Source organism: Acinetobacter sp. 802_lipA, from assembly GCF_058242885.1.
Genome location: NZ_JBZAYP010000001.1, coordinates 375028 through 398572, shown reverse-complemented (window position 1 = coordinate 398572; position 23545 = coordinate 375028). Strand labels below are relative to the sequence as shown.

General features: G+C 39.9%; 22 protein-coding genes, 1 tRNA gene and 2 pseudogenes. 16 read left to right on the top strand and 9 right to left on the bottom strand.

Features of this window, described 5'->3' with window-relative positions; genetic code table 11:
- Positions 1–248: 248 nt before the first annotated feature.
- Both chrA and AC4CU3_RS01965 read right to left on the bottom strand, forming a co-directional pair.
- A complete protein-coding gene (gene chrA / locus AC4CU3_RS01970; RefSeq protein WP_279045186.1) occupies positions 249–1598 on the bottom strand; it encodes a chromate efflux transporter in 1350 nt (449 codons plus the stop codon).
- Entirely contained in the window at positions 1595–2521 is a 927-nt protein-coding gene (locus AC4CU3_RS01965) for a chromate resistance protein ChrB domain-containing protein (RefSeq protein WP_234953451.1), read from the bottom strand. The genes chrA and AC4CU3_RS01965 overlap by 4 nt, the downstream gene beginning before the upstream one ends.
- A 357-nt stretch (positions 2522–2878) precedes the next feature.
- On the opposite strand from AC4CU3_RS01965, the gene lepA reads away from it, so the two are divergent.
- From lepA to AC4CU3_RS01920, 9 genes are read left to right on the top strand one after another with little or no spacing between them, the layout of a single operon-like run.
- Complete coding sequence (gene lepA / locus AC4CU3_RS01960; protein ID WP_279045191.1) at positions 2879–4696, top strand: translation elongation factor 4; 1818 nt, start codon at positions 2879–2881, stop codon at positions 4694–4696.
- A gap of 20 nt (positions 4697–4716) precedes the next feature.
- The gene (gene lepB / locus AC4CU3_RS01955) at positions 4717–5544 is read left to right on the top strand and encodes a signal peptidase I (RefSeq protein ID WP_010326441.1); all 828 of its coding nucleotides are present in this window, start codon (positions 4717–4719) and stop codon (positions 5542–5544) included.
- Between the two features lie 21 nt (positions 5545–5565).
- Complete coding sequence (locus tag AC4CU3_RS01950) at positions 5566–5940, top strand: DUF4845 domain-containing protein (RefSeq protein WP_004693667.1); 375 nt, start codon at positions 5566–5568, stop codon at positions 5938–5940.
- Positions 5912–6604, top strand: a complete 693-nt coding sequence (gene rnc / locus AC4CU3_RS01945) for a ribonuclease III (RefSeq protein ID WP_004980405.1) — start codon at positions 5912–5914, stop codon at positions 6602–6604. Before AC4CU3_RS01950 ends, rnc begins: the two co-directional genes overlap by 29 nt.
- Positions 6605–6610: 6 nt before the next feature.
- Positions 6611–7639 carry a GTPase Era gene (gene era / locus AC4CU3_RS01940; protein ID WP_004693663.1) on the top strand — a complete coding sequence of 343 codons (1029 nt, stop codon included), beginning with the start codon at positions 6611–6613 and terminating at the stop codon, positions 7637–7639.
- A gap of 35 nt (positions 7640–7674) precedes the next feature.
- Positions 7675–7872: an NF038104 family lipoprotein gene (locus AC4CU3_RS01935; protein ID WP_004693662.1), complete on the top strand. Its 198-nt coding sequence runs from the start codon at positions 7675–7677 to the stop codon at positions 7870–7872.
- Positions 7873–7882: 10 nt separating this feature from the next.
- Positions 7883–8593, top strand: a complete 711-nt coding sequence (recO, locus tag AC4CU3_RS01930; protein WP_004980401.1) for a DNA repair protein RecO — start codon at positions 7883–7885, stop codon at positions 8591–8593.
- Between the two features lie 13 nt (positions 8594–8606).
- Positions 8607–9332, top strand: coding sequence for a pyridoxine 5'-phosphate synthase (gene pdxJ, locus AC4CU3_RS01925; RefSeq protein ID WP_004980400.1), 726 nt, complete (start codon positions 8607–8609; stop codon positions 9330–9332).
- 23 nt (positions 9333–9355) lie between these two features.
- The gene (locus tag AC4CU3_RS01920) at positions 9356–10009 is read left to right on the top strand and encodes a MiaE family protein (protein WP_176537509.1); all 654 of its coding nucleotides are present in this window, start codon (positions 9356–9358) and stop codon (positions 10007–10009) included.
- A gap of 828 nt (positions 10010–10837) precedes the next feature.
- On the opposite strand, the gene AC4CU3_RS01915 is transcribed toward AC4CU3_RS01920, so the two are convergent.
- Positions 10838–10913, bottom strand: a tRNA-Asn gene (locus AC4CU3_RS01915).
- Between the two features lie 251 nt (positions 10914–11164).
- On the opposite strand from AC4CU3_RS01915, the gene AC4CU3_RS01910 reads away from it, so the two are divergent.
- On the top strand, positions 11165–11623 hold the full coding sequence (locus AC4CU3_RS01910; RefSeq protein ID WP_490737962.1) for a hypothetical protein: 459 nt from the start codon (positions 11165–11167) through the stop codon (positions 11621–11623).
- A gap of 69 nt (positions 11624–11692) precedes the next feature.
- Here AC4CU3_RS01910 and AC4CU3_RS01905 read toward each other — a convergent pair whose 3' ends face one another.
- Complete coding sequence (locus AC4CU3_RS01905; RefSeq protein ID WP_058869421.1) at positions 11693–12127, bottom strand: PaaI family thioesterase; 435 nt, start codon at positions 12125–12127, stop codon at positions 11693–11695.
- Positions 12128–12468: 341 nt separating this feature from the next.
- Between AC4CU3_RS01905 and AC4CU3_RS01900 the strand changes: the two genes are divergently transcribed.
- On the top strand, positions 12469–12891 hold the full coding sequence (locus tag AC4CU3_RS01900) for a GFA family protein (protein ID WP_125280445.1): 423 nt from the start codon (positions 12469–12471) through the stop codon (positions 12889–12891).
- A gap of 128 nt (positions 12892–13019) precedes the next feature.
- On the top strand, positions 13020–13889 hold the full coding sequence (locus tag AC4CU3_RS01895; RefSeq protein ID WP_279043829.1) for a DMT family transporter: 870 nt from the start codon (positions 13020–13022) through the stop codon (positions 13887–13889).
- A 102-nt stretch (positions 13890–13991) separates the two neighbouring features.
- Here AC4CU3_RS01895 and AC4CU3_RS01890 read toward each other — a convergent pair whose 3' ends face one another.
- Entirely contained in the window at positions 13992–15218 is a 1227-nt protein-coding gene (locus AC4CU3_RS01890; RefSeq protein ID WP_004693649.1) for a pyridoxal phosphate-dependent aminotransferase, read from the bottom strand.
- 217 nt (positions 15219–15435) lie between these two features.
- On the opposite strand from AC4CU3_RS01890, the gene AC4CU3_RS01885 reads away from it, so the two are divergent.
- Entirely contained in the window at positions 15436–15615 is a 180-nt protein-coding gene (locus AC4CU3_RS01885; protein ID WP_004693646.1) for a hypothetical protein, read from the top strand.
- A gap of 42 nt (positions 15616–15657) precedes the next feature.
- Here the strand turns inward: AC4CU3_RS01885 and AC4CU3_RS01880 are convergent.
- From AC4CU3_RS01880 to AC4CU3_RS01865, 4 genes and pseudogenes are all read right to left on the bottom strand, one after another.
- Positions 15658–16200 (bottom strand): annotated as a pseudogene (locus tag AC4CU3_RS01880) (GGDEF domain-containing protein); the annotation flags it as partial.
- Positions 16201–16218: 18 nt separating this feature from the next.
- Positions 16219–17309 (bottom strand): IS4-like element ISAba33 family transposase gene (locus AC4CU3_RS01875; RefSeq protein WP_125625403.1). Its coding sequence is split into 2 segments (ribosomal slippage): positions 16219–16769 and positions 16769–17309, totalling 1092 coding nucleotides; the frame shifts between segments, so codons are not numbered across the junction.
- Between the two features lie 71 nt (positions 17310–17380).
- Positions 17381–18313: pseudogene (locus AC4CU3_RS01870) on the bottom strand (PAS domain-containing protein); the annotation flags it as partial.
- Positions 18314–18617: 304 nt separating this feature from the next.
- On the bottom strand, positions 18618–19409 hold the full coding sequence (locus AC4CU3_RS01865) for an A1S_2505 family phage non-structural protein (protein WP_279043828.1): 792 nt from the start codon (positions 19407–19409) through the stop codon (positions 18618–18620).
- A 175-nt stretch (positions 19410–19584) separates the two neighbouring features.
- On the opposite strand from AC4CU3_RS01865, the gene uvrB reads away from it, so the two are divergent.
- The 3 genes from uvrB (at position 19585) to rarD (ending at position 23379) form a co-directional block, all read left to right on the top strand.
- Positions 19585–21606: an excinuclease ABC subunit UvrB gene (gene uvrB / locus AC4CU3_RS01860; RefSeq protein ID WP_490737961.1), complete on the top strand. Its 2022-nt coding sequence runs from the start codon at positions 19585–19587 to the stop codon at positions 21604–21606.
- A 103-nt stretch (positions 21607–21709) separates the two neighbouring features.
- A complete protein-coding gene (locus AC4CU3_RS01855; protein WP_336000250.1) occupies positions 21710–22294 on the top strand; it encodes a lipocalin family protein in 585 nt (194 codons plus the stop codon).
- A gap of 149 nt (positions 22295–22443) precedes the next feature.
- A complete protein-coding gene (gene rarD / locus AC4CU3_RS01850; protein ID WP_336000252.1) occupies positions 22444–23379 on the top strand; it encodes an EamA family transporter RarD in 936 nt (311 codons plus the stop codon).
- Positions 23380–23545 lie beyond the last annotated feature (166 nt).

The following is a 23545-nucleotide window of genomic DNA, read 5'->3' as shown; positions in this document are numbered from 1 at the left end:
TTTTTGGTGATTATTCACGTTCCACGCATACAATTTAATCAAACTAATCATTTCAATGTTTAGTATTCATTAACCATAAAATATTGTTACCCATAGTCAACATGCCTTCCCAGCTAGAATAATCCCGCGCCAGACTTCCTCTACTCATCGACCAGCCACGATTCGGCAATTTGCATGGTCCGATCGCGAGTTTCTTATCCCCAAACCTTTCCCTTAAAGCCTTTCTTTGCTAGCTGTCGCTTCTCACACTATATTGTGAATTTGATTATTAGACCTGCCAATGCCGAACCGATGATGACTCGGAGCACACTCTGATTAAACTTAAATAATGCGACTATAGCTAAAATAGCAATAATGGCAGAAATATAATCAAAACTTCCTTCAAAGCCCTTTGGCCAAAGCACGTGGTAACATATAAAGAGAGCTAAATTCAGAATTACACCCACCACGGCAGCGGTAATGGCTGTTAAAGGGGCTGTGAATCTAATTTGATTATGCGTGGACTCTATGACAGGCGCCCCCGCTAAAATGAAGAAAAATGAGAAAATAAACGTAAACCAAGTGACAATGATTGCACCTAATGCACCCGCAATAAATTGATGCTCAACACCTAATAGAGATTGATTGTAAGCCGCCAAGAAGCCGACAAAAGCCACCACCATGATCAACGGACCAGGAGTACTTTCACCTAGAGCTAGTCCATCAATCATTTGAGTTGGTGTCAGCCAGTGATAAAAACCGACGGCCCCCTGGTATACGTAAGGCAGAACAGCATAAGCTCCCCCGAATGTCATAAGAGCAGCTTTAGTAAAAAACCAAGCAAGTTGAGTATAAGAATGACTCCATCCAAAAATTGCTGTTAAAGAGATGAGCGGAATTAGCCATAAAAGTGCTGAGATTACTGCTATTTTGATTAGATGCGACCATTTAAAAATGGCGTGTTCAGGTGTGGGAGTGTCGTCATCAATAATTGCACGACCATAAGATTTTTGACTGGAATGATGTGCATTTACCTGAAATAACTCTGGAAGCTTTTTACCTGCGAAATAGCCTGATATAGCTGCACATAGAACAATTAAAGGGAAAGGGACATTAAAAATAAATATTGCAATAAAAGCGACAACTGCAATTGCCCATAGAAATTTATTCTTTAATGATCGACTACCAATACGATAAGTGGCATGAAATACAATGGCTGCAACTGCTGGCTTAATGCCATAAAACAAGCCCGCAATGATCGGGACATCTCCATATTTAACATAAACCCAAGACAACCCGATCAGGATAAATAGAGAGGGTAAAACAAAGAAAACACCTGCAACGATGCCTCCTTTGGTTTTATGCATTAACCAACCAATATAAGTTGCGAGTTGTTGAGCTTCAGGCCCAGGTAACAACATGCAATAGTTCAGAGCATGCATAAACCGCTTTTCTGAAATCCATTTTTTTTCTTCAACCAGCTCTTGATGCATAACAGCAATTTGCCCAGCAGGGCCTCCAAAGCTGATGAATCCGAGTTTTAACCAAAATTTAAAAGCTTGCCAAAAGCTAATAGATTCAATTTCTATTTCATTTGACAAAGATGGCTTATTGTTCATGCTAAATTCCTTTGAAAGTCTGCATACAAGCCATCAAAAATATGGTTTGAAAGCTGGAGTAATTGATCATCATTTGTGATCGTGCTTCTGAGACCTTGTAAGATTTTTTCAATACCTAATGCTTCAGCAGGCTCATTTCCTCCAACATCTAAAAAATGAACAATTTCAGCGATTTTATTTAAAGCAGGGTTTTGTAATTTAAAGCTATGCATTAACACTTCATAAGTGACTAGATTATTGATATGCGTAAATTTGGCATGATCAAAATCGAAACCTAAGGCATCCTTTGGGCAATCATCGGGGTGCTCTAACCAAATAAATTCTGCCTGAGGGTCTACAAATTTTTGAATGATCCATGCTGATGCCAAACGGTCAACCCAAGGACGCTTTCTAGTTGCCCAGATTTTATTTTGAAAATCTTGCTTGAATAGGACTTTTATTTGCTGTTCAAAATTATTGGGTTCATCATCTTCACCTAAACGAGCAATAGCATGTTCTAATCGGGTGAGTTCATTCAGTGTTTTACTTTGTTGAATATTGGGGAAAAAGTCTATTTCTACCAGTGAATTGATGGACTTTCTTAATTTTCGGATTTGTTTGAGATATTCTTTTTTCTTACTTTCTTCAAGCTTACTTTGTATTTGAGAAATTTCAGTTCTGAGTTCCTCATACTCTCCACTCCGATCAAAAAGTTGTCCCAGATCTAGATGTGCAGGAGCTTCAGCGTGAAAGATATAAGCATGTCCATTTTCATTGAAATGATCATCGATAACAGTATCAAATTTTTCAGAATGTATTGCTGGTAGGAGATAGACGCCATCTCTTAGTGTAGCTGCACCATTCGATTTTAATGAACGCCAAATTCGCATTCTGGCGGCAGTACTTTGACTAGGAGGTGATGATACAAGTAATGATAATTTCATGTTATAAACTCAACATATTTTGTTTAATTTATAACATGTTTAATTTTTTGGTAATGGATTTAATTGAATAACAATATGCGTAAAAAGAATAAATAGTTTTTTGACTTAAAGAGGGTGACTATATAAGTACAATTAAAATAAAAAATGCTGACAACCTTATGAATCAGGGCAACGCTATAGCTTTAATGTATGAGTTGTATTCTGTTTGTTCTGTAAGATAGTTTTTCTCAATCACAATATATATTTTTAACACTTATCTGCTTATACTGTGCGAAGTTTTTAGCAACATTCTTTTTGCACGTCGTTTGTACTTTTACAGTTGAGTACATGATTGTGTACATATTTTTAGAGTAGTTTATGGCAGTTGTAAAAAAGTCTGTAGATATCAATAATATACGAAACTTTAGCATTATTGCTCACATTGACCACGGGAAGTCAACGCTCGCTGACCGCTTTATTCAAACCTGTGGTGGTTTGCAAGATCGTGAAATGCAAGCTCAAGTACTTGACTCCATGGAACTTGAACGTGAGCGTGGTATTACCATTAAAGCTGCGTCGGTTACTTTGTATTACACCCATCCAAATGGCCAAGAGTATCAGTTGAACTTTATTGATACGCCAGGGCACGTCGACTTTTCATATGAAGTGTCCCGTTCATTGGCGGCTTGTGAAGGTGCATTGTTGGTTGTAGATGCGGCGCAAGGCGTGGAAGCACAGTCGGTTGCGAACTGTTATACCGCAATTGAGCAAGGTCTCGAAGTTCTACCAGTGCTCAACAAAATTGATTTACCACAGGCTGAACCTGAACGTGTGATTCAAGAAATTGAAGACATTATTGGTATTGAAGCGACTGAAGCACCAACCTGTTCGGCAAAAACAGGTCTTGGGATTGATAGCGTTTTAGAAACCCTTGTTAATGTCATTCCTGCACCTACTGGTGATCGTAACGCGCCATTACAAGCTTTAATTATCGACTCTTGGTTTGATAACTACTTAGGCGTTGTTTCTTTGGTGCGCGTGAAAGAAGGTCGTGTGCGTAAGGGCGACAAGATGTTGATGAAATCAACAGGTCAAACGCACATCATTACTTCTGTGGGTATTTTCAATCCTAAGCATACTGAGACAGACATCCTTGAAGCGGGTGAAGTTGGTTTCGTAATTGCAGGGATTAAAGACATTTTTGGTGCGCCAGTGGGTGATACGATTACCCTTGCCAACACACCAGAAGTCAAAACCTTACCGGGCTTTAAAAAAGTGAAGCCGCAGGTTTATGCAGGTTTGTTCCCAATTGATTCAAGTGAATTTGAACCGTTTCGTGAAGCTTTGCATAAACTTCAGATCAATGACTCGGCGTTATTCTTTGAACCTGAAAGCTCAGATGCTTTAGGTTTTGGTTTCCGTTGTGGCTTCTTAGGCATGCTACATATGGAAATCGTGCAAGAGCGTTTAGAGCGTGAGTATGATTTAGACCTCATTTCATCTGCACCAACTGTGATTTATGAAGCGGTGATGAAGAATGGTGAAACGATTTATATCGATAGCCCATCTAAAATGCCCGATGGTTCAATGGTTGAAGACTTACGTGAGCCGATTGCGGAATGTCACATCCTTGTACCGCAAGAGTATTTGGGTAATGTCATGACTTTGTGTGTAGAACGCCGTGGTGTTCAAAAAGACATGAAGTTTATGGCGAACCAAGTTTCAATTACCTTTGAAATTCCAATGGCGGAAGTGGTGATGGACTTCTTTGATAAATTGAAGTCGTGTTCACGTGGTTTTGCGTCGCTCGATTATAACTTTGTACGCTTTGAAAGTTCATCATTGGTAAAAGTCGATGTTCTAATCAATGGCGATAAAGTCGATGCCTTAGCAATGATTTGTCACCGTCAAGATGCCCGTCACCGAGGTATTGCATTGGTTGAGAAAATGAAAGATTTGATTCCACGTCAAATGTTTGATGTGGCAATTCAAGCGGCCATAGGCGCACAAATTATTGCTCGTTCAACCGTAAAGGCAATGCGTAAAAATGTATTGGCGAAATGTTATGGTGGTGACGTTTCTCGTAAGAAGAAACTGCTATCGAAGCAAAAAGAAGGTAAGAAACGCATGAAGCAAGTGGGAAGTGTAGAAATCCCACAAGAAGCGTTCTTGGCTGTGTTGAAAGTAGAAAGATAAAAAGGTAGGAATATAAGCCCATGGATTTTGATTTTAATTTGATACTTGTTCCTGTCACACTAATTTTCTTTTTGGTGTGGTTGCTCGATAAGTTTGTATTTAAACAACGAGCGACGAAAGGCAAGGGAAATGAAAATTTTGTCATTACGTGGGCTTATGATTTCTGGCCAGTCCTTGCGATTGTCCTATGTCTACGTTCATTCTTTTATGAACCTTTTAATATTCCTTCCGACTCGATGGTGCCGACTTTAGAAACAGGTGACTTCATCTTGGTCAACAAGTTTGACTATGGTGTACGCCTGCCGATCGTGAATAAAAAAGTGATTGATGTAGGTGAGCCTGAGCGTGGCGATGTGATTGTCTTCCGTTATCCACCGCAACCGACGATCAGCTATATCAAACGTGTGGTTGGTATTCCGGGTGATCACATTGTTTTTGATCATGGGCAATTAACCATTAATGGTCAAAAAATTGCTAAAGTGCCTGTTGAATTTAGCCGTGAAAAAGACCGTTTAGACACGCCTACTTCGATATATCATAAAGAAACCATTGGCAAGCATACCTTTACCATGCGTGAGTTAGAAGGTGTTAATGTGGCACGCCAAGCACCGTATATTAACTTTGTAGAAAATGGTAAATACTCTGCTGAAAATGGTTTATATTGGGAAGTGAAAGTAAAAGAAGGTGAGTACTTTGCGATGGGGGATAATCGCGACCAAAGTGCTGACAGTCGTTTCTGGGGAATGGTTCCTGAACAGAACCTAACAGGTCGTGCATTTTATATTTGGATGCATAAAGAACCTGGCTTTAAGTTGCCGTCATTTAACCGTAACGGTAGCATTGACTAATATCGATTCGGAAAATAAAAAATGCGCAAGAATCAACAAGGGGCATCTTATATCGCCATTTTATTTGCAATCATGGGGTTTGCATTTATGGCGAAAGTGGCAATTGCAGTTTGGGCTCCCTATTTTGATGATCGGATGATCAATAGCCAAATTGAGGAAGTATTTCAAAGTAGCCCGAAAAATATTCAGCCCGCGGAGTTTGAGAGTCAGCTTTCAAAGCGTTTGGATATGAATGGCATTCGTGATGTGAAGATTAAAGAAATTATGCAAGTCACCAATACCGAAGGGTTGCAGGTGAAAAAGGAGTATGAGGTAAGAAAACCCTTCTTACTGAATATAGATTTAGTATTAAAGTTCGAGAAAAGTTTTGATCAAAGCTCAGTCCAAGCTAAGTGAAGCCCGCTTAGCGAGCCGTATCGGTTATCAGTTTAAACAACCTGAGTTACTTCAGCTTGCACTGACCCACCGATCGGTGAGCCACAAATACAACTATGAGCGCCTAGAGTTTCTAGGCGATTCTTTGTTAGGGATGATTATTGCGAATTATCTCTATAAAGCTTATCCGACTGAGAACGAAGGCCGTTTGACGCGTATGCGTGCAACCTTGGTTCGTCAGGAAGCTTTAGGTAAAATTGCAAATGATTTAAAACTGAGCCAGTCACTCATTTTAAGTACAGGTGAGTTAAAATCAGGTGGACATCATCGCGAGTCCATCCTTGCGGATACGGTTGAATCGATTATTGGTGCAATCTATGTGGATTGTAGTGATTTAACGGTGTTGGAGTCGATTGTGTTAAAATGGTACGAGCCATATTTAGACCATATCGAGCCAACCGATCAACTTAAAGATCCTAAATCTCGTTTACAAGAATATCTTCAAGCACGAAAAAAAGCTCTCCCAGTTTATGATGTGGTCGATATTCAGGGTGATGCACCCAATCAGCATTTCAGAGTGGAATGTAAAGTGGATGGATTGTCTGTTGTAAATGGTGAGGGCACCAGTCGCCGTTTTGCTGAACAAGCTGCGGCGGCGGATATTTTAAAACTTTTGGAGCAGTAATCTGCCATGTCAAATTCTTCCGATCACATCGATGCTGATCACGAGTCGCAAAGCGACAGCAATGATTTAATTAGCCAGTTTTTTAGCGAACAAGGCACAGAAATCCCAACGGATTTTCGTAGCGGCTTTGTGGCAATTGTCGGTCGTCCAAACGTAGGCAAGTCTACGTTGATGAACCATTTATTGGGTCAAAAATTATCGATTACTTCACGTAAACCACAAACCACACGTCATAAAATTGTGGGGATTGATTCACGTGCAAAATCTCAAGCGGTCTTTGTTGATACACCAGGGATGCATAAAAAAGAAGTACGCGCCATCAACAAAATGATGAACCGTGCTGCGTCTTCTGCATTGCGTGATGTCAACTTGGTATTGTTTGTTCTGGATGCAGACAAGTGGACTCAAAACGATGAGCTCGTTTTGGAAAAACTCAAAAATGCTGAGATGCCGGTGATTCTGGTGATCAATAAAATTGATACACTTGAAAATAAAAACCATGCATTACCCTTGATTCAAGAACGTGCAAAATTAATGAATTTTGCTGAGATTGTTCCTGTTTCTGCACTACGTGGTGCAAACTTAGACCATCTGCGCGATACCATTGAAAAATATTTACCTTTCCAGCCACCGATGTATTCATTGGATCAACTGACAGATCGTTCTGAACGTTTCTTGGCATCAGAAATTATCCGTGAAAAGATTATGCGTCAGTTAGGTGAGGAGCTACCTTATGATTTAACCGTGCAAATTGAGTCGTTTAAGACTGAAGAAGCAACGGTAAATGAAAAAACAGGTCGTCCAAAGCCAGCGTGTACGTATATTGATGCAACGATTTTTGTAGACCGTCCAGGCCAAAAAGCGATTGTGATTGGTGAAAAAGGCGCTAAGCTTAAGAAAATCGGTATGGATGCCCGTATCGATATGGAAAAAATGTTTGAACAAAAGATCATGCTGACCCTTTGGGTTAAAGTGAAAGGCGGTTGGTCTGATGATGAACGTGCATTGAAAAGCTTAGGTTATAGCGATATCTAAGTTTTAAGAAAACAAATTTTTATAGGGATGGTGTTATGGTCAAAGTGTTCGCAGTAATGGCTTGTATGTTGTTTTTGCAAGGTTGTATACACAAGATCGTCACCGTTCCTGTAAAGATTGCGTATAAAACCACAAAAGGCGTGGTGAAAGGAACCGCAGCGGTGGTTGGTGCTGTTATCCCAGATGGGGATGATGAAGACAGTGAACAGAATGATAAAGATAAAAAAGATTAGTTAATTCCTCATGCGCAATGAAGTACTGCATGGTTATTTAATTCACCACAGAAAATACCGTGAACGTAGTCATATTGTGCATTTATTTACCCAAGAGCATGGGCGAGTTGATGGTATTTTAAGGCAAACCCCGCCGCCACAATATCAGCCGATTTGTTTACAAGCTTCGGGTAAATCTGAACTCAAAAATTTTACAAAACTTGAAATTGTCAATCAGCCGATTTTTTTCTTCGGGGATGCCTTTTTTTCAGGTTTTTATCTCAATGAGATTCTACTCAGACTATGTCCACTTGAAGTACAGATGGAGCAAAGTTTTGCTCAATATGCGCATACGCTAACGCAATTACAACAACTGGCGCAGCAAGCCGATCCTAATCAGTTTTTAAAACAAATTCTAAGACAGTTTGAGCACGAACTGCTGGAAGATTTGGGCTATGCCTTAGATTTTTCGACCGATGCCAATCAATTGGAAATTCAGGCATCACTCAACTATATATTCCAGCTGAATGAAGGCTTTATTCCTACTGCACAAGCCTCGCGAGCGACCTTAAATGGACAGCAAATTTTAAGCATGTGCCAATATGAAAAGGGTAGGGATTTTGGTTTGGAACAGTTACAATTACTGACCAAGTTGTATCGACAAATGATCAGTTCCTTGTTGGGCGATCGCCCCTTAAAAAGTCGTCAGTTGTGGATTCAGAACACTCAAACTCAATCGTAATTAGGAAATGAATATGGCTGCATTACTTGGTGTAAATATTGACCACGTGGCAACTTTACGACAAGCGCGTGGAACGTCTTATCCTGATCCAGTCAATGCAGCATTGATCTGTGAGCAAGCAGGGGCGGAAGGGATTACCTTGCATTTACGTGAAGACCGTCGTCATATTCAGGACGATGATGTGCGTCGTATGCGTCCAGCACTAAAAACACGTATGAATTTGGAACTTGCAGTTACAGATGAAATGATTGCATTTGCCAAAGAAATTAAACCGCACCATGTGTGTTTCGTTCCTGAAAAGCGCCAAGAAGTGACGACCGAAGGTGGTTTGGATGTAGTTGGACATTTTGACGATGTCAAAGCGGCAACTCAAGCCTTGTCTGAGATTGGCTGTGATGTGTCCTTGTTTATTGATGCTGACTTTGCACAAATTGATGCAGCAGTTGCTTGTGGTGCACCAACCATTGAAATTCATACAGGTGCTTATGCTGATGCAGAAACACCTGAAGCTCAGCAACATGAGCTTGAACGTATTGTAAAAGGTGCTGAATATGCAGCATCAAAAGGTTTAGTGGTGAATGCTGGCCATGGGCTCAACCTTGAAAATGTAACGCCAATTGCACAAATTCCACAGATTCATGAATTAAACATCGGACATTCCCTAATTGCCGATGCTATTTTTGTGGGCTTGGAACAAGCTGTACGCGAAATGAAAGCAGTGATTAAAGCTGCACGTTAATTTAAAGTTTTTAAGATTTGAATATGTCGAATATCAATTATGATGAACTCATGAAGCCCGTCATGGACTTCTTGGGCTGTGAAACACCAAAAGCTTGGTTGGCTGAAGCACTGACTAATCTTGATGTGCTGATGCAAGACCATGCGAATTGTGAGAAGAAAGCTGCAGGTACAGCGATGAACCTGATGTTTCGCTATAGTTTTTTTACCGATTTGCAAGTCAAGCTTGCACAACTGGTTCGTGAAGAAATGCTGCATTATGAGCAAGTGCTTGAATTTATGAAAAAGCGCGGGCTAGAGTGGAGCAATCTGAGTGCTGGGCGCTATGCAGGTGGTTTACGTAAAGAAGTGCGGACTTATGAACCCGAGGCTTTAATTGATATTTTAATCATTGGTGCTTTTGTAGAAGCACGTTCATGTGAGCGTTTCTACGCGTTAGCACCTTTGGTAGATGAAGAATTAGGTCGTTACTATCGCTACTTGCTGAAGTCTGAATCACGCCATTTTGAAGACTACTTGGCTTTGGCTTTAGAGGTTGCGCAAACGGGGAAATTGAAAAATCCGAAAGAAGATATTCAAGCCCGTATTGATCATATCCGTAATGTCGAAAAAGAGCTAATTAGTACACCTGATAATGTGTTCCGTTTCCATAGTGGCGTGCCTGCGGAAGCGGCTTAGGAATAAAGCGGGTGAATGTCACAGTTTGTAAACTGTTCAAAATTTACAGATTCTCAGTGTAGATAGCCTTGACTCATTAAAAAGCCCAATTTTATCGATTGGGCTTTTTAATTAAAGAAGGGTAAATGTGATGTATTGAGAGCTGTAATTCCTTTCCATAAAATCGCGAAATATGAGTCAGTGGAATGAGTTGTTTAAGTATGGATGTTTAGTGATTTTGAGGATGATTTATTGTACTTTTTTATATCTTCCACGTTCCACCATTGCACATCATGAAAAATTGTTGCATCAGAAAGAGTATTTCGCAAAGTCTCAGAGACATGACTTAATTGGGTTGAAAGATCTATTTTCTTAAAAAAATATTTTTTAATGATTGGCTGTGCTGGGTGAATAAAAATTAAAAATAAGTTGTCATTTTGCTCATAGCGATTATATTCAATAAAAATATCTTTATAAGCGGAATCACTAAAACTAAGCTGGTATCCCCAATCTTCATTGTGAATTGCAGCGATTTCGAGTTGTTGTTGATTGAATTGTTCAGCAAGATGTTGGGCTAATAATTCACTAGTAATTTGTCCCTCCCATTTTTTATTTCAGTTGCTGTGATCGGGAAGTGATCTGAACAAACATCCACGTGTGTTTTAAATGTGCCCATTATTTTTATTGTGAATCATTTTTTAGTGTTTTTAAGATAAGTTATTTTTCGAGAATGGTCTAGTTCTGGCTTTCTGTTGGGTTTAGCTGGAAGATTTACATCTTAAGCAGCGAAACTTTTAAGACGTAGAAAAGAACAAAGCCCACAACATATAGTGTGGGCTTTCTTGAATTTGGCTCTCCAACCTGGGCTCGAACCAGGGACCTGCGGATTAACAGTCCGTCGCTCTACCGACTGAGCTATTGGAGAATCTGCATGTGATTATAAGGACATTTCATAGTGGGTCAAGTCTAAAATGTCATGTTGCTGTCATTTTTATATTGGATGCTTTTTATTTGAACAAAAAAATCATTTTCAAAAAAAAACGTATTGAAGTGCTTGCAATGTTGAAAAGTCGTTGATAGTCTGATTTTAACAACAGAGCGTTTAAGTGAAAACTTAAACAGTGTGGATTTATAACCAACTTGCCAGCACTAAAATGGCTAAACAGGAGAAAGCGAATGAATACGCTTACCATTTCCGATATTTTTGCAAACCTAGCTGATTATCAAGATCAGTATCTCTCTATTATTTCAAACCCTGAACAATACTATACCCCTGTAGAGTCAGCCTATATTGATGTTTGGCCAGTCGGTTGTACAGACTTGTATTTGGGTGATTTATTACAACTTTGGTTTAGTGAGCGTTGGCTGGTCAACAGTCCTTGTCAGTTGCTTTCCGAACAGTCAACCAGTACTCTTAAAAAGACTGTGCAGCGAGAGCATGATTTGTATTTGTATCAGTTGTCAGGCAGTGCTTTATCAGGCAGTAATCATTCTAAAGTCTGGTCTGCTGCTGAAGGAAAAAGTTTAGACGTGAGTTTAGACAGCGCGTTTAAATATTACTGTATTTATAAAGGGGCTGAGCGTCCTGATGCCTCAAAATTGCAGACGCTGAAGACGTTTAAAACCGCAATTTGATCTGTCATGCTGAAGTAAAGTTTGCTTTGGCGTAAAAAAGGCACTGAAATTTATCAGTGCCTTTCGTTTTTAGGGGCGAATAATCATACAGGTGGCTGTGGCATGGGCGTAGAGTTTACCGTCTTCATCTACAATTTTACCTTCAGAAATACCTAAGTTCTTACTGATGTTGATCACGCTGCCGATGGCAAGTAGTTCTTTGTCTTTTGGAATCGGTCGGCACATTTTAATATTCAGATCAATGGTGCCATAGCCAACACCAGCTTCAAGCATAGTATGTACGGCACAACCTGTTACTGAGTCGAGTACTGTTGCTGCAAAGCCACCATGCACGCCACCAAGCGGGTTTAAATGGCGATGATCTGCTTTTGCTTTAAAGCTAATTTTTCCTTCAGAAACTTCAAAAGGCTGCATGGGAATGGTTTCACTGATACTTGCAGGTGGAATTTTTCCTGTACACATGGCTTCTAAGAGTTGTAGTCCTGTCATTTCTTTGGGATTCATCTTGTTCATTCCTATATTTATCTATGAGTTCCTTTTTGGAACTTGTTATCCAATTAAACAAAATTCAGTCTTTTCGTCAATATTCAGCTTTTGATTGATCAGTACAAAATCAACGAAATCGCAATCACGGACTGAGCTCATGCTGTGAACATATTGTAGGAAAAAGATTTAGGATTATTCATTTTGATAATTTGAGTGTTGATAGAACTGACCAAGCTAGACGTGATCATTGTTTTAAAATGGTGCACAAAATTTATACACTCTTTTGTTTTTTATTTATATATAAGATAAACAAGGTTTTAGTAATTTTACACAGTCTTCACATGAAGAAGGAACTCACAATGAACGTGTCCTGTTTATGCGGTAAAACTAAGTTCCAAGCCGCACTCAAAAATCATGATGTGCATGCTTGTCATTGTTCTATGTGCCGCCAGCAGTCGAGCGGGGTGCTCATGAGTATTGATGTCGAACCTAGTAGTTTAAAGTTTGACAATCAAGAATATTTAAAATTATTCAAGTCGTCGGATTGGGGGGAGCGTGGTTTTTGTAGCGAATGTGGCACGTCACTTTTTTGGCGAACTCAGGACGGCAGCTATTGCAATATCAATGTATTTGCGATGGAAGAACAGCCAGAAGATTTAAAACTTACAACAGAAATTTATATTGATAATAAGCCTGATTTTTACCAATTCAAGTATTCTACAGAGCAGCTCACTGAAGCGGATGTGATTGCTTTATTTTCACCAGATGATGCTAAAAAATAAGATATTCAGGCTGAATCATCTGAATTTCACATTGATATTGCTGATAAATTTCATGAGAAAAACTCTCTAGATTTAATAAGATATATTCGATATATCTAAAGCAGGCTGTTGAATAAGGATGCTCAAACATGCTGCTTAAAATTTCCATTGCAATGTTGGCCTTTGCAGCCAATTCGGTGCTATGTCGTTTAGCGTTGGCTGAGCAGCAGATTGATCCGATGAGCTTTAGCTTGCTTCGGGTCTGTAGTGGTGCAATGGTGTTATTTCTACTGTATATGCTCTCTACTCATAAGAGCAAAATAGAGTGGAGTGTAAAAAACGGATTTTTTCTTGCCTTATATATTGTGGCTTTTTCGCTGGCCTATTTGCATATCGATGCAGGTGTAGGTGCATTACTCCTATTTGGGACAGTTCAATTAAGTATGGTCGGTTATGGCCTGTGTCATGGCGAAAAAATCAATTTGCGGCGCGGGTTGGGGCTGTCGATTGCTATTTTAGGTCTTTTGATTTTATTACTGCCAGGGGCTTCGGCACCTCCTTTGGGTTATGCTGCATTGATGGTGCTTTCAGGCATAGGTTGGGCGATGTATAGTATCGCAGGTAAAAATATGCATAATCCACTGGCCAGTAGCTTGGCAAATTTTGTAGTGGCGATTCCATTTGTTGTCTTGGTCTATTTATTTTTTTACACACAGAGTTTTATTAACCCAAAAGGTATGTTGTTGGCGCTCTTATCTGGTGGTTTGGCATCGAGTGGGGCATATGTGCTTTGGTATGGCATTGTGAAGCAGATTGACCGGGTGACGGCCAGTAGCGTGCAATTGTCAGTGCCTTGTTTGGCGATTATTGGCGGTGCATTGTTTATTGGGGAAGCGTTGAGTTTCCGAATCATTATTTCTGCGACGATTATTTTAGCAGGCATTGCCTTGGTGATCTCGGCGTCATCGAGCAAGAAAGACGTAGATACAATAGATTCTGCTGGTAATACACGGCTCTAAAATTATTTAAACGGGCTTAAGAGCAAATTTTTCAGATTTTGTTAAAAAATAAAAAACCCGCGAAGTTCGCGGGTTTCTCTAATCTAACTTTAAAGGGTTAAATTATTTTTCAGCAGCAATTGAAGCAATCGCAGCATCTACGCCTTCGATTGAATCAGCTGCTTTCTTGATACGTGCAAGCGCATCTACAAGTACGTCATCAGCAGTTGCATAAGAAATACGCATGAAACCGCCTAAGCCGAATGCATCACCAGGAACTACGGCAACGCCAGTTTCTTCCAATAACCATTCAGAGAATTCTGTGCAAGATTTTAAGCCCTTCGCACGAATCAATGGACGGATGTTTGCATATGCATAGAATGCACCATCAGCAGGTAAGCAAGAAATACCGTTGATGTCGTTCAAACCGCTAACAACTAAGTCATGACGGCGTTTGAATGCTTCAATCATAGGCTCAAGAACGTCTTGAGGACCATTCAACGCAGCTTCAGCAGCAACTTGTGAAATAGAAGTTGGGTTTGAAGTTGATTGCGATTGGATTTTTTTCATTGCGCCAATAAGCTTAGCAGGGCCCGCTGCATAGCCAATACGCCAGCCAGTCATTGCATACGCTTTAGACACACCGTTTAACACGATTGTGCGGTCATAAAGGTCTGGTGCAACAGTTGCGATGTTATAGAATTCGTCATCCCAACGGATTGGTTCGTACATATCATCAGAAGCGATATAAACTTCTGGGTATTTACGAAGAACGTCAGCCAAAGCTTCCAATTCAGCTTTAGTGTAGATCATACCTGTTGGGTTTGATGGACTGTTTAAAACCACTAAACGAGTTTTGTCTGTGATCGCTGCTTCAAGTTGAGCAGGTGTGATTTTGAAACGTTGTTCTTCACCACATTTTACAATAACAGGAACACCTTCAGCGATAATCACCATATCTGGGTAGCTTACCCAAAATGGTGCAGGGATGATCACTTCATCACCTTTGTTTAACAAAGCTAATGCTAAGTTAAAGAATGACTGCTTGCCGCCACAAGAAACCAAAATTTGGTTTGCAGCATAATCAAGGTTATTGTCACGCTTGAATTTTGCAATAATCGCTTTTTTAAGGCCAGGCGTACCATCTACAGCGGTGTACTTTGTGAAACCGTTGTTAATCGCTGCAATTGCTGCATCTTTGATGTGTTGTGGGGTGTCGAAGTCAGGTTCACCTGCGCCCAAGCCAATAACGTTCTTGCCTGCCGCTTTTAATTCAGCAGCTTTGTTGGTAACAGCAAGAGTTGGGGACGGTTTGATGGCATTCACACGATCAGAGAGACGTACGTCCACGGCAGTATTCCTTCTTATAGGGTTTAAAAAATAAAAAGCACACTATCTTAGCTTAAAAAACTCAAGCAAGGCGTTTAAAAACACAGATTTTCTGCAAAAAACATAAAAAAAATTCAATTTTGAAGTGATGATTTCAAAAATGTACAGAATTAGGAAGTTTCTCGCATCTTTATGAAAAAAACTTTAAAATAAGCGCAATTTGATGAGAGTGATGGTCATGAGTAAGCAACAGCCTACTTCAAAAAAACCTTTGGTGAATCTCCCATTCCCAATGCCAAATGCAGAACAAAGTGCTGACGATGTTGCACATAATCAGGTTCGTCCAAAACCTGAACAGTATGCAGATCGTACTTGGATGCCACCACGTGGCACCCGTCGTTCAATGGGTAAACGTTGATTCGCCATTGAGATAAAAAAGCGCCCTAAACAGGGCGCTTTTTTATTGATCATTCGCTGGGTTGTAATTGCTAACCCGTCGATCATTTTCTGCATAGTAGGTTTTTTTGTGTTCATACATCGCAGTGTCGGCACGTTTAAGCATATCTTCAACCCGCTCATTTGGCTGGCTGGTGGCAGTGCCAACCGACACACTAATCGGTTGATGATTATTAAATTGGTTATCCACCATTAAGAGTTCATGTAAACTTTCAATACAGTGGTTCAATGCGGCTTCATCGGCGGCAGGTAATAACACCACGAATTCATCACCACCGATCCTTGACGCAGAGTATTGTGTATTTTCAATTAACTGATTCAGGGTATTCCCCATACGGCGTAATAAGCTATCGCCTTGATCATGGCCGAGGTTGTCATTGATAGCTTTTAAGCCATTCATATCAAGGAAAATACAAGACACAGGGCGCAGGTTATTGCGCTCAAGTCGGTTGATTTCAGTGCTGTAGAAAGAGCGGTTATAAAGTTTGGTTAAGACATCATGCTTGCCTAAGTATTCAAGATAATTTTCGGCTTTTTTACGTGCAGTCTCTGTACACGACAAATTTCATAGGACCCTTGTCCTATCAGGCTTTTTCTTTCTTAAAATTGCTAGCACTTTCTTAAATTCTTCTTTTTTTCCAAAACCAATCAAACGTAGAATAGCCATTTGAACATAGTCCAAACCGTAGCGAAATAAACTTACTGAAAGTCGTCCATGCTTCTTTATTTTTATCGCTTTTTTCCGATCATGTTGCCATTCACCTGTTAAATAGCACCAACAGAAACCGATAGCTAGCACTGCTATCAATTTCTTGACTCGTCTAGGGTCTGTTAAACGAGTATTTTCAAGATTGAATCCACGTCCTTTGAGACAACTAAATAACGTTTCGATTTCCCAGCGTAATGCATAATCACGAATAGCAGAAGCATTAAACATAGGAGAAACAACAAGTAAAAGTTCTCCATCTTCTAATCGTAGCGCACTAATATACAGTTTCACTCGACCAACCCAAATACGTCGTTTACGACATTCAGTTTGACCAACTTGAAGATGACGAAATAAATCACTAATTTTATGATTCTTGGCTAAGTGATTGGTCACAATAAAGTTTTTTTAACACGTATACAAAAGTTAATGTCATTTTCAATTAACCATGTAAACCATTTCTCACCGATAAATTCTCTGTCTGCGAACACATTCACAATACGGTCTTTACCAAAAATAGAGATAAAGCGTTGAATCAAAGCAATACGCTCTTTTGTATCTGAATTTCCACGTTTATTGAGCAATGTCCAAACAATAGGTATGGCTATTCCACGATAGACGATGGCTAACATCAAGATATTGATATCTCGTTTTCCCCATTTCCAATTAGTTCTATCCAAAGTTAATTGGACTTTATCGAATGAAAATATATTGAAAATTAACTGAGAAATTTGACGATAATCGAAATACTGATCTGCAAAGAAGCGTTGTATACGTCGATAAAATGATTGTGGTAAGCACTTGATGGGTAAGGCTTTAGATGCAGAAGAAAGATTACATGTCTGTTTTACAATTAATGCAAGCATAATCAGTGTAAAACATTTTGCATGTGACTTGTTCCACTTTAGATATTTGTTTAAGATGAGATGTAACTCATTGAAATGTGTCATCATATTCGTCGTCAGAAAACAAGTATTATGCCATTATTTCAATGAGTTATCTTTTTTTGTCGTGTACAAAGACGTGCAGTAATATCTGTGAGCGCCAGTTGAACCATACCCCAATCGTCTTCGAAGCCTGGAAACACGGCAAAATGTAACAGCACATGGCGAATACTGCCATCGAGCGCGTAGTTGACCGCTTCGCAGTTATGTTGAATATTGCCATCCCATAGTTCGAGCAACTGATGTCGAAAGGTCTGTTGGGTTTCGTTCTGAAAGACTTTATGCAAATTTTTAAGTAAATGGTCTTTGTCACGTGCAGCAAACAAATCGAGTGTGGCTTGGTTTACATCAGTAACCATGATGTCTCTGAGGCATTCATTAATAAAGTCATTGTGGACATCAAGGAAGGTTTTAAAGTCACTGATCCCCAAACGACGTAAATGATCTAAACGTGCTTTGACTCGGCTAAAGTCCTCGACTCAAAGTGAAGTAGGCGAATATTGAAAACGTGCTTCAGCAATTAAACGACTTTTTTCTTCTAAACGTTGTGCATTGGCATAAGGCGTGATGTCTTCCGTGGTGATCAAAACCAATGAAAGATCGTGTTCATGACCGGGAAGTACTGTTCCGCGCAGTCGAATGTCAAGGCGATGACCTGTAAGCGTATAGTTTACAGCAGTATTTTCAAATAAGGTCTCACCATTCCAAAGTGCGACCAACTCATTTAAATGAGTGCTTGACATATCTGCTTTAAAAATTTGCGCAAGATTTGCGGTTAAGTCTTCAAAACTTTGGGCTTCAAATTGTTTTAAGGTTTGCGGGTTGACATGCAGGACTTTAATTTTATGCGCACAACTTAAAATACGTGATTTGTCTTCCAACAGAAACGGCGCAATATCTTCAACACCTTCACTCCGCCAAAGATCGAATTGTTTTTGTACTTCGCTAAAGTCTTCTAACCACATGGCAATGGGAGATAATTCAAAAATAGGAGAGTCCAATAATTGCACTTATATCTCGTTTTTATGTTGGAATTTAAAGCAGTATAAGCGCTAAAAAAACTTTTTAAAATAATGTGATAAAAAGTTATTTTTAAAATTTATGTGAGTTTATGGAGGGATTTAGTAAAAAATGCATAAGCTCCATTGGTTTTGGAGCTTAAAAAGCGTATATGCTGATATTGATAAGCGCGAAATGCTTTTGTAATACCCCCCATTTTTTGTCGTAGTTGGCGATTGGGAAGATTCAAATAACTCTATTATTTTCAATTAAAAAAGCCAATCTGATGGATTGGCTTTTTGAAAAGATTCGGACTTAACGTGAGGCTTTTCGCGCACGATGTTCAGGCTTAGGTGGTGCGATTTCTCGTGTGCCTTGCCACACTTCAATGAAGTCTTGTTCATTGATATTATAAAGTTCCAATAGCGCTAGAATGGCACCACCAAAAAGCATGCTCCCCTCCGCGTTGGTCTCAAAATCAAATATTTTCCCAGACAGCGCATGTAAAATATCTTCAATTTCAAACACACGATCGCGACCATTACTATCGGTTGGATACATGCGTGTGTTGAGAATAATTTTGGCTAAACTTTTTTCATTATCGGTTAAGGCCAAATGTTGAATCAGCATGTCATCATTTTGAGTGCTGAAAATCACGGCATCATTAAAAATAGTATGCAAAAACTTTTTACTTAGACGTGGCAGTGTTCTTTCCACAAATGGGCGAAATGATGCAGGGAAAATAACATTATGAGAGATGCCTTTAAACATCGGGGCAATTTCTTCAACTTTATAACCCGCAATACCGCAGCCTATAGAGGTTAGAAAGTAAGTCATTTTAGGGTGATTTTTAGTATAGATTTTAAAGTCATCAATATAGTGTTGAATTTGCGAGAGCGGCATTTGTTGTAAATGTTCGTTCATAGTGGGAATGGCATAACTTTGCCCTGACCAACCACGTCCGACGCCTTTTATTGCGCCAAAGTGCTCAAGTGCAGTTCGGGCAGCGCCATCCGCATGTTGACCTGCCATGTTACTACCAAACACAAATACGGTATGTTCATCTAGGTTTTTGACGATGCTTTCGTCATGATATTGGTAAGTCATAGGCTCTGATTTTTCGCTCTTCTTCACTTCATGTTGCCCTTGAAATACGGGGGGGTCAAGTGAAAAATCTTTGTAATATTTTCAGTAAATTACATTAAAAATCTAAAAGCAAGAATTGCTCGGGATTGAATCTGTTAAAATAGTCGGTTGAAGAAGCAAATCTTGGGATATGTCTGTGAGTGAGAAACAACCTTTTGATTTAGTCACCAATTACCAACCCGCAGGTGATCAGCCGCAAGCCATCGAAAAGCTTGTTGCTGGAATAGAAAAGGGCTATCACGACCAGTTGTTACTTGGGGTTACGGGTTCAGGTAAAACCTATACCATGGCCAACGTGATTGCGCGGACGCAACGTCCAACCATTGTCATGGCACATAATAAAACCTTAGCTGCACAGCTTTATGGTGAGTTCAAATCTTTCTTTCCGAACAATGCTGTCGAATATTTTGTCAGTTATTATGACTATTACCAACCTGAAGCCTATGTGCCATCTTCAGATACGTTTATTGAAAAAGATTCAGCGATCAATGACCATATTGACCAAATGCGTTTATCTGCGACGCGTTCGCTCTTAGAACGTCGCGATGCAATTATTGTTGCTTCGGTTTCTGCTATTTATGGTTTGGGTGATCCCAATGCCTATATGAGCATGTTGCTGCATATTGTACAGGGCGATCGTATTGCACGTGATGACATCATTCGTCGTTTGGTGGAAATGCAATATAGCCGTAATGAGCTTGAGTTTTTACGCGGTACCTATCGTATCCGCGGTGAAATTATCGATATTTTCCCTGCGGAGTCAGACCAGCATGCAATTCGAATCGAGTTGTTTGATGATGAAGTCGATTCGATTCGTTGGTTCGATCCACTGACAGGCAAACTGGTACGTAAAGTTCCGCGCGTGACAATTTACCCAAAAAGTCACTATGTGACACCGAAAGATAATTTAGAGCGTGCCATTGGTACGATTCGTGAAGAGTTAAAAGAGCGTTTAGGTTTCTTTCGTGCACATGACAAATTGCTTGAAGCTCAGCGAATTGAGCAACGTACCCGTTATGATTTAGAAATGATGCAGCAGTTGGGCTATACCAACGGTATTGAAAACTATTCACGTCATTTATCCGGTCGTCCCGCGGGCGAAGCGCCGCCAACCTTATTTGATTATGTTCCTGACGATGCTTTACTAATTATTGATGAGTCACACGTCACTGTGCCGCAAATTGGCGCGATGTATAAAGGTGACCGTTCGCGTAAAGAAAACTTGGTGAATTATGGTTTCCGTCTTCCTAGTGCTTTAGATAACCGCCCAATGCAGTTTGAAGAGTGGGAACGGATTACGCCAGCAACGATTTATGTCAGTGCTACACCAGCCAAATACGAGCTTGAAAAAGCCGAGCAAATAGCTGAGCAGGTGGTTCGTCCTACAGGGTTGATTGACCCCGAAATTGAAGTACGTCCGGTATTGACTCAAGTTGATGATGTCTTGTCTGAGATCAATATCCGTAAAGATCTAGATGAGCGTGTTTTGGTAACCACCTTAACCAAACGTATGGCAGAAGATTTAAGTTCGTACTTAAAAGAATATGGCGTCAAAGTTGCCTATCTGCACTCAGATATTGATACCGTTGAACGGGTGAAAATTATTCATGACTTACGTTCAGGTGTCTACGATGTTCTCGTCGGGATCAACTTACTACGTGAAGGCTTGGACATGCCTGAAGTGTCTTTGGTGGCTATCTTGGATGCGGACAAAGAAGGTTTCTTGCGTTCTGAGCGGTCTTTGATTCAAACCATTGGGCGTGCAGCACGTAATGTAAAAGGCAAAGCGATTTTATATGGTGATCGGATTACCGATTCGATGCAAAAAGCCATCGATGAAACAGCCCGTCGTCGTGAAAAACAAATGGCCTTTAATGAGCTGCATGGCATTATTCCGCGCAGTACCATTAGACAAAATAAAAAGGATATTGATACAGGCGAAGTGCTGACAGATGATCAAGTTGAAAGTGGTATTGCAGATCAACACCAAACGCTCAGTGCAGATGAGCAGCACTTGCTATCCGATCCGAAACTTCTTGCCAAGCATTTAAGCAAGCTGGAAAAAGAAATGCTAAAAGCTTCTAAAGAGCTACAGTTTGAGCAAGCTGCACGTCTACGAGATGAAATTTTGCGCTTAAAAGCACAACTTCTAACCTAAGTTGCATTTACATAACGCTACAGTAATTTGGGTAGAAAGCATTATTTTTTAAAGAGATGTTTATTTTTAGATCATAAATTCTGAAATATTAAAGGTACAGTTTATGTCTGCAAATCTTCCAAAGGCGGGTTTTACGCTTGCCAAAATTGCTGTAGGTGGTGCTGTTTTAGTCGGGTTAGGCATGGTAACCATGGCTTACGCCCAAAGCAAACCCTTAGCCGTGGTGGATAAGGTTGAATTAGACCGTTATTTGGGTGTTTGGTACGAAATTGCACGTAAGCCCATGTACTTCCAAAATAAATGCGGAACTAATGTCTCGGCTACTTATACCCTGAATGAAAATGGCAATGTGACCGTAGATAACCGCTGTTATGCCCAAGATGGTAAGTTGATGCAGTCCATAGGTGAGGCATTTGTACAAAACCCACCTTTTAACAGTAAGTTGAAAGTGAGTTTTTTACCTGAGGCGGTGCGTTGGTTACCTGTGGCACGGGGGGATTATTGGATTTTAAAAATTGATGATGACTATCAAACGGTTTTAGTGGGTGAGCCACGCCGTAAATATATGTGGGTGCTTTCTCGCTCGCCACAACCAGACCAAAAAGTTATTAATGAATACTTAGAATATGCAAAGTCAGTGGGTTATGACTTGAATGATCTGATTCATACCAAGCAATTGCAAAAGTAAAATCTATTAAGCCTTGAAAGCCATGCTGAAGCATGGCTTTTTTAGTTTCATATACGTATTTTAAAACTTGAATAATAAAGCTTTATACAGTCGAACGCTTTATAATTGCCGCCTATCAAAAAATCGTGTAAATCAATGTGGAGTGAAGGATGTATAAAGGTGTTGCACTATCGGTTTTAGCATCCGTCACTTTTGGAGTTTTGTATTTTTATACCTTTTTTTTAAAGCCCTTAGATAGTGAGCAAACTTTTGCTTGGCGTATGCTTTCGACCTTACCCTTTTTAACCGCATTCATGTGGTGGAGTGGCGATTTAAAACTCATTTCGGAGTTGTTTAAGCGTATCTTTAAACAACCTTGGATGTTTGCTTGGTTATTGTTCAGTTCGGTTTTATGTACCACGCAGTTGTGGCTATTCTTATGGGGACCCATGAATGGTCGTGGTCTACAAGTATCGCTCGGCTATTTTTTACTGCCTTTGGTCATGGTGTTGGTTGGTTGCATCCTTTACAAGGAAAAACTATCCCGTTGGCAAATGGCCGCGGTAGCCTTTGCTGTGCTTGGGGTAGGACATGAAATTTGGCGTATTGGTAGCATGGCATGGGAAACGGTTTATATCGCTTTGGCTTATCCTTTGTATTTCTTCCTGCGCCGTGTTTGTAAAACGGATCATTTGGGTGGCTTCTGGTGGGATCTGTTTTTAATTTTACCTGTCGCGTTTTATTTGGGCTTTGTGCATAGCGATAGTTTGGCTTTGATACAAGAGTTTCCACATCTGATTTTGGCGGTCATCGGACTGGGTTTCTTAAGTGCAATGGGACTCGGAAGTTATATACTCGCGAGTCGTTATTTACCTTTTGTGATCTTTGGTTTGCTGAGTTATTTGGAGCCTGTTTTATTAGCAGGAGCATCAGTTGCCATGGGAGAGCGTATAGAGCCAGGTGAGTGGTTTACCTATATTCCAATTTGGTTCGCAGTCTTATTGCTTATTATTGAAGGTGTGTTGCATTTATATAAACAGCAACAAAATAAAAAACAGCTCGAACGAAATATTGAGCATTTTGAAAAACAGCAACATTTAGACTAATTTAATGATGTTCGGAGCTGTCATTGCGCTGCAATTTGGGCGATAAGCAAGTTTCTGATTTGTTTCTTGCCCTTTAAAAATAGTTGACTGTTTGATAAAACATCATTTGCATAACTGTTCATTTTTTATCTAAAAAAATAATTTTTTAATTTTATACTGCAAAATC

Coding starts and splice junctions, on each gene's coding strand:
- chrA (WP_279045186.1), bottom strand. CDS start 1,598: ATGAACAATAAGCCATCTTTGTCAAATGAAATAGAAATTGAATCTATT.
- AC4CU3_RS01965 (WP_234953451.1), bottom strand. CDS start 2,521: ATGAAATTATCATTACTTGTATCATCACCTCCTAGTCAAAGTACTGCC.
- lepA (WP_279045191.1), top strand. CDS start 2,879: ATGGCAGTTGTAAAAAAGTCTGTAGATATCAATAATATACGAAACTTT.
- lepB (WP_010326441.1), top strand. CDS start 4,717: ATGGATTTTGATTTTAATTTGATACTTGTTCCTGTCACACTAATTTTC.
- AC4CU3_RS01950 (WP_004693667.1), top strand. CDS start 5,566: ATGCGCAAGAATCAACAAGGGGCATCTTATATCGCCATTTTATTTGCA.
- era (WP_004693663.1), top strand. CDS start 6,611: ATGTCAAATTCTTCCGATCACATCGATGCTGATCACGAGTCGCAAAGC.
- AC4CU3_RS01935 (WP_004693662.1), top strand. CDS start 7,675: ATGGTCAAAGTGTTCGCAGTAATGGCTTGTATGTTGTTTTTGCAAGGT.
- recO (WP_004980401.1), top strand. CDS start 7,883: ATGCGCAATGAAGTACTGCATGGTTATTTAATTCACCACAGAAAATAC.
- pdxJ (WP_004980400.1), top strand. CDS start 8,607: ATGGCTGCATTACTTGGTGTAAATATTGACCACGTGGCAACTTTACGA.
- AC4CU3_RS01920 (WP_176537509.1), top strand. CDS start 9,356: ATGTCGAATATCAATTATGATGAACTCATGAAGCCCGTCATGGACTTC.
- AC4CU3_RS01910 (WP_490737962.1), top strand. CDS start 11,165: ATGAATACGCTTACCATTTCCGATATTTTTGCAAACCTAGCTGATTAT.
- AC4CU3_RS01905 (WP_058869421.1), bottom strand. CDS start 12,127: ATGAATCCCAAAGAAATGACAGGACTACAACTCTTAGAAGCCATGTGT.
- AC4CU3_RS01900 (WP_125280445.1), top strand. CDS start 12,469: ATGAACGTGTCCTGTTTATGCGGTAAAACTAAGTTCCAAGCCGCACTC.
- AC4CU3_RS01895 (WP_279043829.1), top strand. CDS start 13,020: ATGCTGCTTAAAATTTCCATTGCAATGTTGGCCTTTGCAGCCAATTCG.
- AC4CU3_RS01885 (WP_004693646.1), top strand. CDS start 15,436: ATGAGTAAGCAACAGCCTACTTCAAAAAAACCTTTGGTGAATCTCCCA.
- AC4CU3_RS01865 (WP_279043828.1), bottom strand. CDS start 19,409: ATGACTTACCAATATCATGACGAAAGCATCGTCAAAAACCTAGATGAA.
- AC4CU3_RS01855 (WP_336000250.1), top strand. CDS start 21,710: ATGTCTGCAAATCTTCCAAAGGCGGGTTTTACGCTTGCCAAAATTGCT.
- rarD (WP_336000252.1), top strand. CDS start 22,444: ATGTATAAAGGTGTTGCACTATCGGTTTTAGCATCCGTCACTTTTGGA.